Below are 14,124 nucleotides of genomic sequence, written 5' to 3'. Positions count from 1 at the left end.
ATGAGCCGCCGCGCGATCATACCGGGCCTGGTGCTTGTGCTGCTGCTGATTGCGATGCTGGCGGGCGTGTTTTTCGGCACCGCCGAGGCAACATGGGCCGACCGGATCGCGGCGCTGATGCGGGCCGAGGCCGCGCCGCGCAGCCTTGGCCTCATCTTGTGGGAATGGCGGATGCCGCGCGTCATCGCGGTGGCGCTGGTCGGCGGGGGGCTGGCGCTGGCGGGCGTGCTGATGCAGACCGTGCTGCACAACCCGTTGGCCGATCCTTACCTGATGGGCCTGTCCTCGGGGGCATCGGCGGCAGCAGTCGGCGCGATCCTGTGGCTGCCGCCCTGGATCGCCACGACCTTCGGCATTCCCGTCATCGCGTTTCTGGGCGCGGTGCTGGCCTTTGCGATGACGCTGGCCCTGTCGATGCGGCGCGGCGTGATCCTGTCGCCCTTGGTGGTGATCCTGGCGGGTGTGGCGATCTCGCTGATGTTCCAGTCGCTGACTGCGTTCTTCTTGTATGTGGGCGACCCCTACGCAACGCAATCCGCGCTTGGCTGGCTGATGGGCACGGCGGCGGGCACGGGCTGGCCCGATCTCTGGGCACCGGGGCTGGCCTTTGCGCTGGTGCTGGTCCTGTCGCTGACGTCTGCGCGCAACCTCGACGCGCTGCTTCTGGGCGATGAGCGGGCGATGGCGCTTGGCGTTGCGGTCGGGCGGCAGCGTATCGTCTGCTTCTGCGCGGTGGCGCTCCTGGCGGGCGTGGCCGTCGCCACGGTGGGGATTGTCGGCTTCGTCGGCCTGATCGTGCCGCATATGGCGCGGCTTCTGGTCGGCGGGCGGCACGGGGGCTTGATCCCGCTTTCCGCGATCCTCGGCGCGCTGGTGCTGGTCGTGGTCGACCTGCTCTGCCGGATCGTGCTGGCGCCTGAGGAAATGCCGCTTGGCGTGCTGCTGGCGATTTTCGCGGCGCCGCCCTTCATCGTCATCTTGCGGAGGGTGCGCGTTGCCTTCTGATCCCGCCATCGAGATCACGGACCTGCATGTCACCCTTGGCGGTGCGCCGCGCGTGGCGGGGTTCTCGCTCAATGTCGCGGAGGGTCAGTTTCACGGGCTGCTCGGCCCGAACGGGGCAGGCAAGACGACCGTGCTGCGCAGCCTCTACCGGGCGCAGCGGATCGACGCCGGGGAACTGCGCATCGCCGGACGCGCCATCCACGATTGGCCGCAATCCGACTGGGCGGGCACGGTTGGCGCGCTGGTGCAGGAGGGAGGAACGTTCCAGGGTCTCAGCGTGCGCGACGTGATCGAGATCGGGATGATGGGCCTGCCGCTGTCCGGGCCCGAGCGTGCCGCCCGCATCGACGCGGCCCTGGCGCAGGCCGGCCTGTCCGACCGGTCCGACACCGAGGCCGCGCGCATCTCGGGGGGCGAACGCCAACGCACCCATATCGCGCAGCTTCTGGCGCGCGGCCCGCAGGTCTTCTTGCTGGATGAGCCGTCGAACCACCTCGACCTGTGCTACCAGCTGATCCTGCTCGATGAGATCAAGCGGCGGCGGGCGACGGTGCTGGCGACCTTCCACGACCTGACGCTGGCGGCGCGCTACTGCGATCTGGTGACGCTGATGAAGGACGGGCGCGCCCATGCCACGGGCAGACCGGCGGATGTCCTGACCCGTGACAATATCCGCAGCGTGTTCCGCGTCGATGGCTGGCTGGAGAACGGCGCCATGCGCATCGAGGCGGCGATCTGAGCCGTCTCAGTGCAGCCGTGCGGCCCGCGTCCTCAAGGCCATCCGCTTCAGCGCCAACCCGAACCTTTCGGCCAGCGCGACGAGGGCCGGGGCCATATCGGCGCGCACCAGGGTCGTGGCGATCCACATCGCATCCTCGCGGTCGCCCTCGCTGGCGGTCAGGATGAAATTGGCGAATGAGGATTCGTCGCCGCCAAGGCAGGCGCAGGTCACGCCGTGGCGCATCAGCGGGCGGCGTCCGTGGCGGGCGCAGAGCGTGCAGAGGGTATCGAGACTGTCGGCCACGGCCACGCCTTCCGCCGCGCCAAAGGCGGTGACGAAATCGCGCCGTGCCTGGCCCTGCGCCGCAGCCCCGTCACACCAGAGCCGCAGGTAGAGCACCGCACCCGCCTCGACGGGCCCAAGCTCCTGCATGGTCCCGACAGGAACCCCGCCGCGATGTCTGGGCACCCGGCTCATTTGGTCAGGATCAGCTTGCCGGCCTTGGTGATGCGCAGCCGGTAAAGCTGATCGCCAAGCGCGATTTCGGCCAGGTTGCCCCCGTTTGTCAGCGCCTCGGCACGGTGACAGGGCAGGGGGTTGGTGCGGGTCTCGGGGGTGGGCAATGACAGGGTGTCAGACATGGCGAAGGCGTCCTCGCTGCGGGTTGCGGTTCGATAGGAATAAAGTTGAGTGATTCACTCAGGCATGTCAATCGGCTTGTGCAAGGCAGGGGGCGTGCCACGGAAAAAGCGCGCCGGGAGCACGCGAAATTCACGCATGAGGGGGTCTATGTCATTGTTTTCTTGGGGTGGATTGGTGCCGGTCGAGGGACTCGAACCCCCGACCCCCTGATTACAAATCAGACGCTCTACCAGCTGAGCTAGACCGGCCCGGGCCTGTCGATAAGAGATTGCCGCGCGCGGCACAAGAGGGGCGGGCGCGAGGGGCCGGGAAAAATGCGCGGGCGGCCATCGGCGCAACCGGGTTGCACGGCCCCGCGATCACGATCACCATGGTCCGGAACAAGGGAAAAGAGGAGCCCGCCAGGATGCCCCGGCCAGAGTTTCCGCAGGTGCGCCGGATGGGGGAGGCCAGCCTGCTGGTCTCCTTCGACGATGCGCTGTCGATGCGCGCCAATGCCGCCGTGCTGGCCTTCCGCGCCGCCGTGGAGGCGGAGGCATGGGACGCGGTCGAGGAAACCGCGACCTCGCTGAAATCCGTCTACCTGCGCTTCGATCCCGACCGGCTGGATCACGCGACGCTGGAGGATCGGGTCTGCGCGCTTCTGGAGGCACGGGACTGGCACGAGGCGGGGTTGCCCGAGGGCCGCCGCCTCTGGCGCATTCCGGCGGTCCTTGGCGGCGATCACGGGCCGCAACTGGAGGAAGCCGCCGAAATGGCCGGGATGACCGCCGACGCGGCCATCGAGGCGATTGCCGCCACGCGCCTGCGCGTGCTGACCATCGGCTTCGCGCCGGGACTGCCCTATCTGGGGCAGCTTCCCGACGCTTTCGACATTGCCCGCAAGACCGAGTTGACCCCGCGCGTGCCCAAGGGCGGGCTCGGCCTCGCGATCCGGCAGATGGTGATGTTCCCGGTCGAAACCCAGACCGGCTGGCGCTGGATCGGGCAGGCCGCCTTTGACGGCTTCCGGCAGGGGGCCGACGCGCCTTTCGCGCTGAAGGCGGGCGACGAGGTGCAGTATCGCCCGGTCAGCGTCACCGAATACGAGGACGCGGTTGCGGGCTTGGAGACCGGCCTCGACGCCATGGCCGAGCCGCTGGAATGAGCGTGCGTCTGCATATCGTCAAGGCGGGGCCGGGGCTGTCGTTGCAGGATTTCGGCCGACCCGGATACCTGGCCTCGGGCCTCTCGCGGGGGGGCGCGATGGATCCGCTGGCCCTGGCCGAGGGCGCGGCGCTGATGCGGATGCAGGCCGAGGAGGCGCTGGCGATCGAGATGGCCGGGGCGGGGGGGCGGTTCCGGGCCGAAGGGGGCGATCTGCTGATCGCGCTGACCGGCGCGCCGATGCAGGCCCGTCTGGACGGCGCGCGGCTGCACTGGCCCGGCAGTTACCTGCTGCGCGAGGGGGCGGAGCTTGAGATCGGCGGCGCAAGCGCGGGCAGCTACGGCTATCTCAGCGTGGCGGGGCTGGATGCGCCCTCCATTCTCGGCGCGCGTTCGGCGCATCTGGCGGGCGGGATCGGCGGGGCGCTTTCATCCGGCACCCGCCTCGATGCGCAGCCCGCCCCCAATGCCGGCGGGCTGACCCTGACGGCACAGGACCGGTTCTCGGGCGGCCTGATCCGCGTGCTTCCTTCCGTCCAGACCGATCAATTCGGCGATGATGCGCGGGGACGCTTCGAGGCCACCGAATTTCGCAAGGATGCAAGGGCCAGCCGAATGGGCGCGCGCATGGCCCATGACGGCGACGGGTTCTCGCAAGACGCGCACCTGGCGATCCTGTCCGAGATCATCGTGCCGGGCGATATCCAGGTGATCGGCGACGGCGCGCCCTTTGTCCTTCTGCCCGAATGCCAGACCATGGGCGGCTATCCCCGCATCGCCACGGTGATCGCCGCCGATCTGCCCCGCGTCGCGCAGGCCGCGCCCGGCACGGCGTTGCGGTTTCGCTTCGTGGAGCTGGAGGAGGCGCTCAAGGCGCGCGCGGCGGCGGCCAGGCATCGCAAGGCGCTGCCCGATGGCGTGACCCCGCGCATACGCGACCCGCATGACATTCCCGATCTGCTGTCCTATCAATTGGTCGGCGGGGTAGTCTCGGCAAAGGCGGAGGAATGAGCGATGACGGAGCAGGTCGATCTGAATGCCGATATGGGCGAAAGCTTCGGGCCTTGGGTGATGGGGCGCGATGACGATATTCTGGGTGTCGTGACCTCGGCCAATATCGCCTGCGGGTTTCATGCCGGCGACCCCTCGGTCATGGCTGAGACCATCCGCGTGGCCCATACCCACGGCGTCGGCATCGGCGCGCATCCCGGCTTTCCCGATCTGCAGGGCTTTGGCCGCCGCCGGATGCAGATGGGGCGCGAAGACCTTCAGGCCGCGATCCGCTACCAGGTCGGCGCGATCCAGGGCGTGGCCCGGGCGCAGGGCGCAACCGTGCGCCATTTCAAGCTGCACGGGGCGCTCTCCAACATGTGCTCGGAAAACGAGGCCATGGCGCGGGCCTGCTACGAGGCGGCATTGTCGGTCGATCCCGACCTGATCATTCTCATCCTCGCCGCCACCGCGCAGCAAAAGGCCGTCGAGGCGCTGAAGTGCCGTTGGGCGGGCGAGATCTTTGCCGACCGCGCCTATAACGACGACGCCACTTTGGTGGACCGCGCCAGGGAGGGGGCCGTGATCCACGACCCGGCCCATGCCGCAAGCCGCATCGTCAAGATGGTGCAGGCGGGCGCGATCATCGCGGAGTCGGGCGCGCATATCCCCGCGCGCATCGACACGATCTGCCTGCATGGCGATAACGAGGCCGCCTTGCAGATCGCGCGCACCGTGCGCGCCGGACTGGAAACCGCCGGTATCCGGCTGGCGCCCGTCGGCACCTGACATCCCTTCCCAATCGAAAGCCCCCCGGACATGACAGACCATCCGCATCTTGCGCGCCTGATCGAGGCCGCCCGCCCGCTGCCCGCCCTGCCCACGGCCGTCGTGGCGCCTGAAAACCGCCGCTCGCTGGAGGGCGCGCTTGCGGCACGCGATGCAGGGCTGATCGCGCCGATCCTGGTCGGCAAGGCCGGGCTGATCACGGAATTCGCGCGCGACCTGGGGGCGTCCCTGGACGATATCGAGGTGATCGACATTGCCGACCATCCGGCGGCGGCGGCCCGCGCGGTGGCACTGGTCCATGAGGGGCGGGCAGGGGCCGTGATGAAGGGCCACCTGCGCACCCATGACCTGCTGGAGGCGATCGTCCACCGCGATGGCGGGCTGCGGGGCCCTGGCCGGATGAGCCATGTCTTCGTCATGGATATAAGAGGGATAGACCGGCCCGTCCTGATCACCGATGCGGCGCTGAACGTGGCCCCAGACCTGGCCTGCAAGGCGTCGATTGCGCAAAACGCGCTGGACCTGGCGGGCGCGCTCGGCATTGCCGCGCCGAAGCTGGCGGCGCTTTCCGCCGTCACCGTGCCGGTCGAGGCGATCCCCTCATCGCTGGAGGCCGAGGAACTGGCCCGCATGGCCGGTCGGGGCGAGATCACCGGCGGGCTGGTGCAGGGGCCCATGGCGATGGATCTGGCCCTCAGCGCGGATGCTGCCCGCGTCAAGGGTATCGACGGCCCAGTCGCGGGCTTGGCCGATATCCTGTTGGTGCCCGATATCGAATCCGGCAACATCCTGTTCAAGGCGCTCACCCACCTGGCCGGCGCGACGGCGGCGGGGGTGGTCGTGGGCGCGAGCGTGCCGGTGATTCTGACCAGCCGCACCGATGGCGTGCCCGCGCGGGTCGCCTCCTCGGCGCTGGCCTGCCTCTACGCGGCGCGCGCCAGATGAGCCCCGAGACAACCCTTGTTCTCACCCTCAACGCGGGCTCCTCCTCGATCAAGTTCGCGCTCTATGCCGCTGCGGATGAGCCGCGCGAGGAGGTCACCGGCCAGGTTGACGCGCTCGGGGACGAGGCCGCGCTGACCCTCACGCCCAAGGGCGCGGAGAAGACCCGCACGGAGCTTGGCCCCACCGATCACGCAGCCGCCGTGGAGGCGATCCTCGGGGCGCTGGCGCCACATATGGCGGGCCGCGCGATCGCGGGCGTCGGTCACCGGGTGGTGCATGGCGGTCCCGATCTGGACGCGCCGGTGCGCCTCGATGCGGCCATGATGGCGCGGTTGGAGGATCTGGTGCCGCTCGCCCCCCTGCACCAGCCCCACAACCTCGCCGCGATCCGCGCCGCGCGAGGCGCGTTTCCCGACGCGGTCCAGGTCGCGGCCTTCGATACCGCCTTTCATCGCGGCAAGCCCTGGGTGGCCGATACCTACGCCCTGCCGCGCGACTACTATGCGCGCGGCATCCGGCGCTACGGCTTCCACGGGCTCAGCTATGACTATATCGCGGGGGTGCTGGCGCGCGACCATCCCGATCTTGCGCAGGCCCGCGTGGTGGTGGCGCATCTGGGCAACGGGGCCTCGCTCTGCGCGCTGTCCGGGGGCCGCTCCATCGCCACCTCGATGGGGTTCACCGCGCTCGATGGCCTTGCCATGGGCACACGTCCGGGCCGGATCGACCCTGGCGTGCTCTTGCACCTGATGCAGGAGGACGGCATGGACGCCGCCGCGCTGACCCGGCTGCTCTACCATGAGAGCGGCCTCAAGGGGCTCTCCGGCCTCAGCCATGACATGCGCGACCTGCTGGCCTCGGAGGCCCCGGAGGCGGCGGAGGCGATCGACTACTACGTCTACACGCTGGCGCGCGAGATTGCCGCGATGACCGCCAGCCTTGGCGGCCTCGACGCGCTGGTCTTCACCGGCGGCATCGGGGAAAACGCCGCCCTGATCCGCGCCCGCGCGCTGGAGCGTCTCGGCTTCCTCGGCCTCGCCATCGACCCCGCCGCCAATGCGGAAAACGCCGCCGAGATCCACGCGGGCGCCTGTCCCGTCCTGGTCATCCCCACCGACGAGGAACGCATCATCGCGCGCGCCACCGTCAAGGAACTCGCACCATGATCTTTCATTTTGCCACAAATACCTTCGGGGGGTGTGGGGGGCAGACAGCCCCCCACGGATCGGATTGCGCAGCAATTCGACACCCCCAATCCCAAGCCCCCCGGTTCTGACATGCGCCTCTCCCTCCAGATCCTCCTCATCGCCCTGGCCCTTGTCGCAGGTCTCGCGCTGATGATCCGCGTGGCCCCGATGAAACCGGCCCGCTGGCATGTCGATCCCGAAACCGCGTCGCGCCCCTCCACGCCCAATGCCTACATCCTGCGCGACCGGGACGGCGACGCGCCCGCCCATGTCACGCCCCTTTCCCCCTCGGACACCGCCGCCGCCCTGCATCGCATCGTGATGTCCCTGCCGCACACAACCCGCATCGCTGGCGACCTGGCCCAAGGGCACGCCACCTATGTCGCGCGGACGCCCCTCATGCGCTTTCCCGATGCGGTCTCGATCAAGCTGACGCCCGCGGGCTCCGGCACCCGTGTCGCGATCTTCTCGCGCTCGCGCTTCGGCCAGTCCGACTTCGGCGCCAACCGCGCGCGGGTGGCGCGTATCGTCGCCGCCCTTGAGGCCGAGGGGCCTTGACCGCGCGGCCCCCCCGCGTCACATCACGCTGATGCTGCCCGCCGACCGCCTCCGCCAGATCACCGAGCGTTTCGAGTATCTCGAAGCGCGGCTCAATGCCGGACCCAGGGCAGAGGAAATCGCCGCCATCTCGCGCGAATATGCCGAGCTGAAGCCGGTGGTCGAACAGATCGCGGCCTTCGACGACCTGCAAGCCGAGATCGCCGAGACCGAAGCGCTGCTGGACGATCCCGAAATGGCCCCCCTGGCGGAGGAGGAACTGCCCCGCCTGCGCAAGGCCCTGCCCAAGGCCGAACAGGCCTTGCAGATCGCCCTCCTGCCGCGTGACGAGGCCGACGCCCGCCCCGCCATGATCGAGATCCGCCCCGGCACCGGCGGCGATGAGGCGGCGCTCTTTGCGGGCGAGCTCTTGCGCATGTATCAACGCTATGCCGAGGCGCGGGGGTGGCGCTTCGAGATCATCGAGGAACAACTGACCGAGCTTGGCGGCATCAAGGAACTGGTTGGGCATATTACCGGCGAGAACGTCTTCGCCCGGCTGAAATACGAAAGCGGCGTGCATCGCGTCCAGCGCGTGCCGACCACCGAATCCGGCGGTCGCATCCACACCTCGGCGGCCACGGTCGCCGTGCTGCCCGAGGCCGAGGAGGTCGAAATCGACATCCCCGCCACCGATATCCGCATCGACACGATGCGCGCCAGTGGGGCGGGGGGGCAGCATGTGAACACCACGGATTCGGCGGTGCGGATCACGCATATCCCGTCGGGCATCGTCGTGACGTCGTCCGAGAAATCGCAGCATCGCAACCGCGAGATCGCGATGAACGTGCTGCGCGCGCGGCTCTTCGATCTCGAACGCCAGCGGATGGATGACGCACGCGCCGCCAGCCGCAAATCCCAGGTCGGATCGGGCGACCGCTCGGAACGCATCCGCACCTATAATTTCCCGCAAGGCCGCCTGACCGATCACCGTATCAACCTGACGCTCTACAAGCTCGACCAGGTGATGGCGGGCGATCTGGACGAGATCATCGACGCGCTCACTGCCGACGACCAGGCGCGGATGCTGGCCGAGATGCAATGACCACCCTGCGCGCGGCTTTGGCGCAAGGTGCGCGCACGCTGTCGGAGATAGAGGGGGGCGCGCGCGATGCGCGGCTCTTGCTGGCCGGGGCGGTCGGCCTGCCCGCGGGGCGGCTGTCGCTGGAGCCCGACCGGGTGGTGTCGGAAGGTGAAATGGCGCGATTCCAGGAATTTCTGGACCGGCGTTCCCGTCATGAACCCGTCGCGCGCATCCTCGCGCGGCGTGTGTTCTGGGGCCGCGAATTCATCGTCAGCCCCGCCACGCTGGACCCGCGCCCGGAAACCGAAACCCTGATCGCGGCGGCGCTGGAGGTTGGCCCCCTGCCGCGCCTCCTGGACCTTGGCACCGGCACCGGTATCCTTGCCGTCACCTTGCTGGCGGAATGGCCCGAGGCGCGCGGGGTAGCGAGCGATCTGGATCCCGCCTGCCTTGAGGCCGCCACCGAAAACGCCGCGCGCCATGGCGTGGCCGAGCGTCTGACGCTGACCCGATCGGACTGGTTCGCCGAGATCGCCGGCCCGTTCCCTCTCATCGTCTCCAACCCGCCCTATATCGCGGCGCAGGAGATGGCGGGCCTCTCGCCCGAGGTGGCCAATCACGATCCGCACCTGGCCCTGACCGACGGGGCTGATGGCCTGACCGCCTATCGCCGGATCGCGGCGGGGGCGACACGGCACTTGGCCCCCGGCGGCACGCTCATGGTCGAGATCGGACCGACGCAAGGGCGCCAGGTTGCGCGCCTCTTCACCGATGCGGGGCTTGAAACCCCCGAGATCCGTCCCGATCTGGATGGCAGAGACCGTGTCGTGATTGCCCGCAATCCTGGGCGGTGACCCGCGCAAAGGGCATTCCTGCCACGGTTTTCGGCCAAAATGCACCGAATTGGCCGCGATCCGCGCAGTTTGGCCTTGTTTCACCGCAGGTTGCGTGATTACAAGACGCCATGCGGTCGTGGCGAGGGGTTGATCTCCGGCCCCCCGCGGTCACCCCCAACTGATCAGTCAGACCATGCCAGGGAACACCGCCGGGGACACCGCAGACCACATGGTTTCGCGATCGCGTCGACAGGTTTTCGTCACGCCCGTGAAATGAACTTTATCCCAGGTTAACTGGAAAAGATACGAGACCCATGAGATCATCTAAAAACCGCTCGCGGTCAAAGGGCAACCGCAACCGCTCGCCGATGGGCAATATCGTCAATCGGGTATTCGACAGTTCCGGCCCCGAAGGCAAGGTGCGCGGCACGCCGCAGCAGATCATCGACAAGTACAACCAGCTGACCCGCGACGCGCAATTGTCGAACGATCGGGTCGCGGCCGAGAACTTCCAGCAGCATGCCGAGCATTATACGCGGATGTTGGGCGAGGCGCAGCGCGAACAGGACGCCAAGCGCGCCGAGCAGGAGGCGCAGCAGGCGCAGGCACAGGCCCGCCGCCAGCAGCGCGACGACGACAATGGCCAGGACGGCGGCAACCAGGGCGGCGGCAATGACGACCGGCCCGAGGCCAACACCTCCCGGCAGGGCGGCGATCAGCAAGGCGGCGGCCAGGATCAGGACAAATCCTTCGATTCCGTCATCGACACCGGCAGCGACAGCCCCTCGGGCCTGGTGGACACGCCGGAAAACGCGCCCAAGCCGAAACGCGCCCGCACCCGCAAGCCGGCCAAGAAGACCTCCGATGAGGGCACTTCCGACAGCGGCAATGATGGCGGCGATGCCTCGAACCAAGGTGGCCCGCAGGCGGCGGAATAGTCCGAGCGTGTCAGGGTTTCATTGAAACAGTGGATCGGTTTTCGCGTTCGCCCCGGTTGGGGCGAGACAGAGAAAACCGATGCAATGTGACCCTGAAACGATCTAGGCCTTCGCCACTTCACGGGCCAGCGCGCAAAACCCCTCGACCGGGACCTGTTCGGCCCGGTCGGTCGGTTTCAAGCCCGCCGCGACGATCCGATCCTCGATATCGGGGGTCACGCCCTTCAGCGCCGCGCGCAGCATCTTGCGGCGCTGGTTGAAGCCCGCCGCGACAACGCGGTTCAGCACCTTCGGGTCGGCTTCGAATCGGGGCTCGGGCAGGGCTTCCAGATGCACTACGGCGGAATGGATCTTGGGCGGCGGCGTGAAGGCCTCGGGCGGCAGGGTCAGCACGATCTTCGCGGTCGCGCGCCACTGCGCCAGCACCGCCAGCCGCCCATAGGTCTTCGATCCCGGCCCGGCCACGATCCGGTCGGCCACCTCGCGCTGGAACATCAGCGTCAGGCTTTGCCACAGCGGCGGCCAGTCGGGCGGCGTCAGCCAGCGCACCAGCAATTCCGTGCCCACGTTGTAAGGCAGGTTCGCCGCGATCTTGACCGGCGGCGTCAGATGCGCGGCCCAGTCGAGCTCCAGCGCGTCGGCATTCAGAACCTTCAGCCGACCGGGATAGGCCGCCGCGATCTCGGCCAGCGGGGCCATGCAGCGGGCATCCTTTTCCACCGCCACGACCCGGCGCGCGCCCTCGGCCAGCAGGCCACGCGTGAGTCCACCGGGGCCGGGGCCCACCTCCAGAACATCCGCCCCTGTCAGGTCCCCCGCCGCGCGCGCGATCCGGGCCGTCAGGTTCAGATCCAGCAGGAAATTCTGTCCGAGCGATTTGCGCGCCGAAAGCCCATGCGCCGCAATCACCTCGCGCAGCGGGGGCAAGCCGTCAATCGTGGCCATGGCGTAACCCGCCGTTAAGGTTAACGCGCGCCGCCGCCCGCTTCTTTGTTCCGCAAATATCCCGGGGGAGTCGCCGCAAGGCGACGGGGGCAGCGCCCCCTGCAACGTCCCTCATCGCGCGCCTCCGAACCGTCTTGCCCCCATTGCCGCCGCCATGCGCAGCGCCGCGATCATGCTGGTCGCATCGGCGCGGCCTTGCCCCGCGATGTCGAAGGCCGTGCCGTGATCGGGCGAGGTGCGGATGAAGGGCAGGCCGAGCGTCACGTTGACCCCGCCCGCGAAATCCACCGTCTTTACGGGGATCAGCGCCTGGTCGTGATACATGGCAATCGCCGCGTCATAGCCCGCCCGCGCGCCCGCGTGGAACATGGTATCGGCCGATTGCGGGCCGGTGATGTCCAGCCCCTCGGCGCGCAACGCCTCCAGCACCGGCGCGATCACCGTGATCTCCTCGCGCCCCATCGTGCCGCCTTCGCCGGCATGGGGGTTCAGCCCCGCCACGGCAAGGCGCGGCGCGCTCAGGCCGAAATCGCGGATCAGGGCGGCATGGGTGATGCGGATCGTGTCGGCCAGCAGATCCGGCGTCAGCGCGGCGGGCACCTCGGCCAGGCCGATATGGATCGTCACCGGCACCACGCGCAAGCCCTCGCAGGCCAGCATCATCACCACGCGCTCCACCCCCGCCAGCGCGGCCAGGTATTCCGTATGGCCGGGATAGGCAAATCCCGCCCCGTCCTTCAGCGCCTTCTTGTGTATGGGCGCGGTGCAGAGCGCCGAGGCGGCGCCGCTGCGCACCAACTCCACCCCGCGCGCGATCACGTCGATGACGCCCTGCGCATTGGCCGGGTCGGGCTGGCCCGCCACCCGCGCGCCCGCGAAACGATGCGCCAGGACGGGCAGGGTGCCGGGGGCAACGCGCGCGGCCTCGGAGGGATCGGAAAGCTCCGCCAATCCCAGCCCGAGCCCTGCGAAATGGCGCGGATCGCCGATCACGAAGAACGGCAATTCGCCGCCAAGTGCCGCCCGCGCGCCGACGATGATCTCGGGGGCGACGCCCGCCGGTTCACCGCAGGAGACGGCGATGGGGGCGGGGGTCATGGGGTCTCGTCGATGATGGCGTCGGCGCGCAATTCGGCGAGGTAGCCATTGGCATAGCCCCCGATGCGCTGCTGGAACAGTTGCTCGCGCACCTGGTCGCGCCCGCCTTCGGGCAGTTCCGTGGCCCGGCTGCACAGCATCACGAACAGCAGCTGCGTGCCGCCCGCGCGGGTCAGCGAGGTGGAAACCTCGTTCGCATCCAGCCGCGCCAGTTCGACCGCGATATCGCCCGGCACCTGGCCGACCGGCACATCCTCGTTCAGGGTAAAGCCGCCGGGGCGCACGCCGTAGAGGTCGTTGCAGGTGTCCAGCTCGTCGCGCAGGGCCGCTGCCTCGGCTTGCGCGGCCTGCCCGCCGGGGATCAGGACCTCGGCATAGGTCACGGCGGTGATGTCGGGGGTGACGAAATCGCTCTCCTCCAGCCCGCGAAGCTGGAAGATGGCGACCGCGTTGCCGAGCGGCACCGGCTCGGTCACGCCGCCGATGGGCAGGGGCAGAAGGATGGTGCGCAATTGTGGCGGGATGGCCGACAGGGGCCGCCAGCCGATGCCGCCGCCATTGCGCGCCGAGCCCGCCGCGGAAAACTCCCGCGCCGCCGCCGAGAAGCCGCCGATCGAGCCGTCGAGCGTTTCCGACAATTGCGTGATGCGCAGGCGCACCTCCTCGGCGGTCTGCGGCGTCACCGGAATGACCAGTTCGGCAAAGTTGATCTGCGCGCCATCGGGGCTGGTGGCAAGCGTCAGGGCGCGGTCGATCTCATCCTCGGTGATCGTGATCCGCCCGCCGAAGCGGTCGCGCACCACGTTGCGCCAGGTCTGTCCGGCGGCGACGAAATCGCGGAAGGTCTGCGCCGAGATGCCTTCATCGGCCAGCGCCCGGATAAACGCTTCGGTATCCATGTCGGCACGGGCGGCGAACTCCTCCATGCCGTCGGCGATCTGGTCGGGTGTCGCGGTCAGGCCAAGCCGGTCGCCGACCTGGCGTTGCAGCCGCTCGTCGATCAGGGCCTCGCGGGCGCGTTCCGGCAGGTTGCCCGGCGCGTTCAGAAGCTGCATGAAGGCGACGCGCTGGTCGATCTCGTAATAGGTGACGGCCCGTCCGTTCACCGTCACCGCCGCCGCGAACGGGCTTTGCTGCGCGGTGGCCGGAAGGCTCAAGGCGCAGGTCAGGGCGGCAAGGCCGAAGAGGCGGGATAGGCGTTTGGTCAGCGATGCGCGGATGGTCATGGGTGTCAAAATTCCGTTCATTCCTGTCTTGGCGC

General features: G+C 68.8%; 16 protein-coding genes and 1 tRNA gene. 11 read left to right on the top strand and 6 right to left on the bottom strand.

The genetic code is table 11. The annotated features are described in order from the left end of the window. Positions 1–1,005, top strand: a complete 1,005-nt coding sequence (locus HNS34_RS15550; protein WP_172321016.1) for a FecCD family ABC transporter permease — start codon at positions 1–3, stop codon at positions 1,003–1,005. Further along, positions 995–1,744: an ABC transporter ATP-binding protein gene (locus HNS34_RS15545; RefSeq protein ID WP_172321015.1), complete on the top strand. Its 750-nt coding sequence runs from the start codon at positions 995–997 to the stop codon at positions 1,742–1,744. The genes HNS34_RS15550 and HNS34_RS15545 overlap by 11 nt, the downstream gene beginning before the upstream one ends. 6 nt (positions 1,745–1,750) lie before the next feature. On the opposite strand, the gene HNS34_RS15540 is transcribed toward HNS34_RS15545, so the two are convergent. From HNS34_RS15540 to HNS34_RS15530, 3 genes are all read right to left on the bottom strand, one after another. Beyond that, positions 1,751–2,158 carry a hypothetical protein gene (locus HNS34_RS15540; protein WP_235952761.1) on the bottom strand — a complete coding sequence of 136 codons (408 nt, stop codon included), beginning with the start codon at positions 2,156–2,158 and terminating at the stop codon, positions 1,751–1,753. 41 nt (positions 2,159–2,199) lie between these two features. Then, positions 2,200–2,367, bottom strand: coding sequence for a hemin uptake protein HemP (gene hemP / locus HNS34_RS15535; protein ID WP_172321013.1), 168 nt, complete (start codon positions 2,365–2,367; stop codon positions 2,200–2,202). A gap of 173 nt (positions 2,368–2,540) precedes the next feature. Then, positions 2,541–2,616, bottom strand: a tRNA-Thr gene (locus HNS34_RS15530). A gap of 158 nt (positions 2,617–2,774) precedes the next feature. Here HNS34_RS15530 and HNS34_RS15525 point away from each other — a divergent pair. The 9 genes from HNS34_RS15525 to HNS34_RS15485 all read left to right on the top strand — a co-directional run bounded on the left by HNS34_RS15525 (position 2,775) and on the right by HNS34_RS15485 (position 10,820). Next, complete coding sequence (locus tag HNS34_RS15525; RefSeq protein ID WP_172321012.1) at positions 2,775–3,515, top strand: 5-oxoprolinase subunit B family protein; 741 nt, start codon at positions 2,775–2,777, stop codon at positions 3,513–3,515. Beyond that, positions 3,512–4,525 (top strand): 5-oxoprolinase subunit C family protein, encoded by a 1,014-nt coding sequence (locus HNS34_RS15520; RefSeq protein ID WP_172321011.1) that lies wholly within the window; start codon positions 3,512–3,514, stop codon positions 4,523–4,525. The genes HNS34_RS15525 and HNS34_RS15520 overlap by 4 nt, the downstream gene beginning before the upstream one ends. A 3-nt stretch (positions 4,526–4,528) precedes the next feature. Next, positions 4,529–5,293, top strand: coding sequence for a LamB/YcsF family protein (locus HNS34_RS15515; protein WP_172321010.1), 765 nt, complete (start codon positions 4,529–4,531; stop codon positions 5,291–5,293). Positions 5,294–5,323: 30 nt separating this feature from the next. After that, positions 5,324–6,238: a bifunctional enoyl-CoA hydratase/phosphate acetyltransferase gene (locus HNS34_RS15510; protein ID WP_172321009.1), complete on the top strand. Its 915-nt coding sequence runs from the start codon at positions 5,324–5,326 to the stop codon at positions 6,236–6,238. Beyond that, positions 6,235–7,404: an acetate/propionate family kinase gene (locus HNS34_RS15505; protein WP_172321008.1), complete on the top strand. Its 1,170-nt coding sequence runs from the start codon at positions 6,235–6,237 to the stop codon at positions 7,402–7,404. The genes HNS34_RS15510 and HNS34_RS15505 overlap by 4 nt, the downstream gene beginning before the upstream one ends. Before the next feature lie 111 nt (positions 7,405–7,515). Continuing rightward, positions 7,516–7,983, top strand: coding sequence for a DUF1499 domain-containing protein (locus HNS34_RS15500; RefSeq protein ID WP_172321007.1), 468 nt, complete (start codon positions 7,516–7,518; stop codon positions 7,981–7,983). 31 nt (positions 7,984–8,014) lie between these two features. Beyond that, positions 8,015–9,067, top strand: coding sequence for a peptide chain release factor 1 (gene prfA, locus HNS34_RS15495; RefSeq protein ID WP_172321006.1), 1,053 nt, complete (start codon positions 8,015–8,017; stop codon positions 9,065–9,067). Continuing rightward, on the top strand, positions 9,064–9,900 hold the full coding sequence (prmC, locus tag HNS34_RS15490; protein WP_172321005.1) for a peptide chain release factor N(5)-glutamine methyltransferase: 837 nt from the start codon (positions 9,064–9,066) through the stop codon (positions 9,898–9,900). The genes prfA and prmC overlap by 4 nt, the downstream gene beginning before the upstream one ends. Positions 9,901–10,196: 296 nt before the next feature. After that, positions 10,197–10,820, top strand: coding sequence for a DUF4167 domain-containing protein (locus HNS34_RS15485; RefSeq protein ID WP_172321004.1), 624 nt, complete (start codon positions 10,197–10,199; stop codon positions 10,818–10,820). Positions 10,821–10,922: 102 nt separating this feature from the next. On the opposite strand, the gene rsmA is transcribed toward HNS34_RS15485, so the two are convergent. The 3 genes from rsmA to HNS34_RS15470 form a co-directional block, all read right to left on the bottom strand. Then, on the bottom strand, positions 10,923–11,765 hold the full coding sequence (gene rsmA / locus HNS34_RS15480) for a 16S rRNA (adenine(1518)-N(6)/adenine(1519)-N(6))-dimethyltransferase RsmA (RefSeq protein WP_172321003.1): 843 nt from the start codon (positions 11,763–11,765) through the stop codon (positions 10,923–10,925). A 111-nt stretch (positions 11,766–11,876) separates the two neighbouring features. Continuing rightward, positions 11,877–12,863: a 4-hydroxythreonine-4-phosphate dehydrogenase PdxA gene (gene pdxA / locus HNS34_RS15475; protein WP_172321002.1), complete on the bottom strand. Its 987-nt coding sequence runs from the start codon at positions 12,861–12,863 to the stop codon at positions 11,877–11,879. After that, the gene (locus HNS34_RS15470; RefSeq protein WP_172321001.1) at positions 12,860–14,089 is read right to left on the bottom strand and encodes a peptidylprolyl isomerase; all 1,230 of its coding nucleotides are present in this window, start codon (positions 14,087–14,089) and stop codon (positions 12,860–12,862) included. Before HNS34_RS15470 ends, pdxA begins: the two co-directional genes overlap by 4 nt. Between the last annotated feature and the right edge of the window lie 35 nt (positions 14,090–14,124).

Origin of the sequence: Alterinioella nitratireducens (assembly GCF_013155465.1) — a bacterium.
Taxonomy (GTDB): Bacteria; Pseudomonadota; Alphaproteobacteria; order Rhodobacterales; family Rhodobacteraceae; genus Alterinioella; species Alterinioella nitratireducens.
Note: the sequence above shows the minus strand (reverse complement) of the source record. Positions and strands in the feature narration are given on the sequence as shown.

Bases quoted from the DNA above. Each gene is read 5' to 3' on its own strand.
- HNS34_RS15550 (WP_172321016.1), top strand. From the start codon at position 1: ATGAGCCGCCGCGCGATCATACCGGGCCTGGTGCTTGTGCTGCTGCTG.
- HNS34_RS15540 (WP_235952761.1), bottom strand. From the start codon at position 2,158: ATGCAGGAGCTTGGGCCCGTCGAGGCGGGTGCGGTGCTCTACCTGCGG.
- hemP (WP_172321013.1), bottom strand. From the start codon at position 2,367: ATGTCTGACACCCTGTCATTGCCCACCCCCGAGACCCGCACCAACCCC.
- HNS34_RS15525 (WP_172321012.1), top strand. From the start codon at position 2,775: ATGCCCCGGCCAGAGTTTCCGCAGGTGCGCCGGATGGGGGAGGCCAGC.
- HNS34_RS15520 (WP_172321011.1), top strand. From the start codon at position 3,512: ATGAGCGTGCGTCTGCATATCGTCAAGGCGGGGCCGGGGCTGTCGTTG.
- HNS34_RS15515 (WP_172321010.1), top strand. From the start codon at position 4,529: ATGACGGAGCAGGTCGATCTGAATGCCGATATGGGCGAAAGCTTCGGG.
- HNS34_RS15510 (WP_172321009.1), top strand. From the start codon at position 5,324: ATGACAGACCATCCGCATCTTGCGCGCCTGATCGAGGCCGCCCGCCCG.
- HNS34_RS15505 (WP_172321008.1), top strand. From the start codon at position 6,235: ATGAGCCCCGAGACAACCCTTGTTCTCACCCTCAACGCGGGCTCCTCC.
- HNS34_RS15500 (WP_172321007.1), top strand. From the start codon at position 7,516: ATGCGCCTCTCCCTCCAGATCCTCCTCATCGCCCTGGCCCTTGTCGCA.
- prfA (WP_172321006.1), top strand. From the start codon at position 8,015: ATGCTGCCCGCCGACCGCCTCCGCCAGATCACCGAGCGTTTCGAGTAT.
- prmC (WP_172321005.1), top strand. From the start codon at position 9,064: ATGACCACCCTGCGCGCGGCTTTGGCGCAAGGTGCGCGCACGCTGTCG.
- HNS34_RS15485 (WP_172321004.1), top strand. From the start codon at position 10,197: ATGAGATCATCTAAAAACCGCTCGCGGTCAAAGGGCAACCGCAACCGC.
- rsmA (WP_172321003.1), bottom strand. From the start codon at position 11,765: ATGGCCACGATTGACGGCTTGCCCCCGCTGCGCGAGGTGATTGCGGCG.
- pdxA (WP_172321002.1), bottom strand. From the start codon at position 12,863: ATGACCCCCGCCCCCATCGCCGTCTCCTGCGGTGAACCGGCGGGCGTC.
- HNS34_RS15470 (WP_172321001.1), bottom strand. From the start codon at position 14,089: ATGACCATCCGCGCATCGCTGACCAAACGCCTATCCCGCCTCTTCGGC.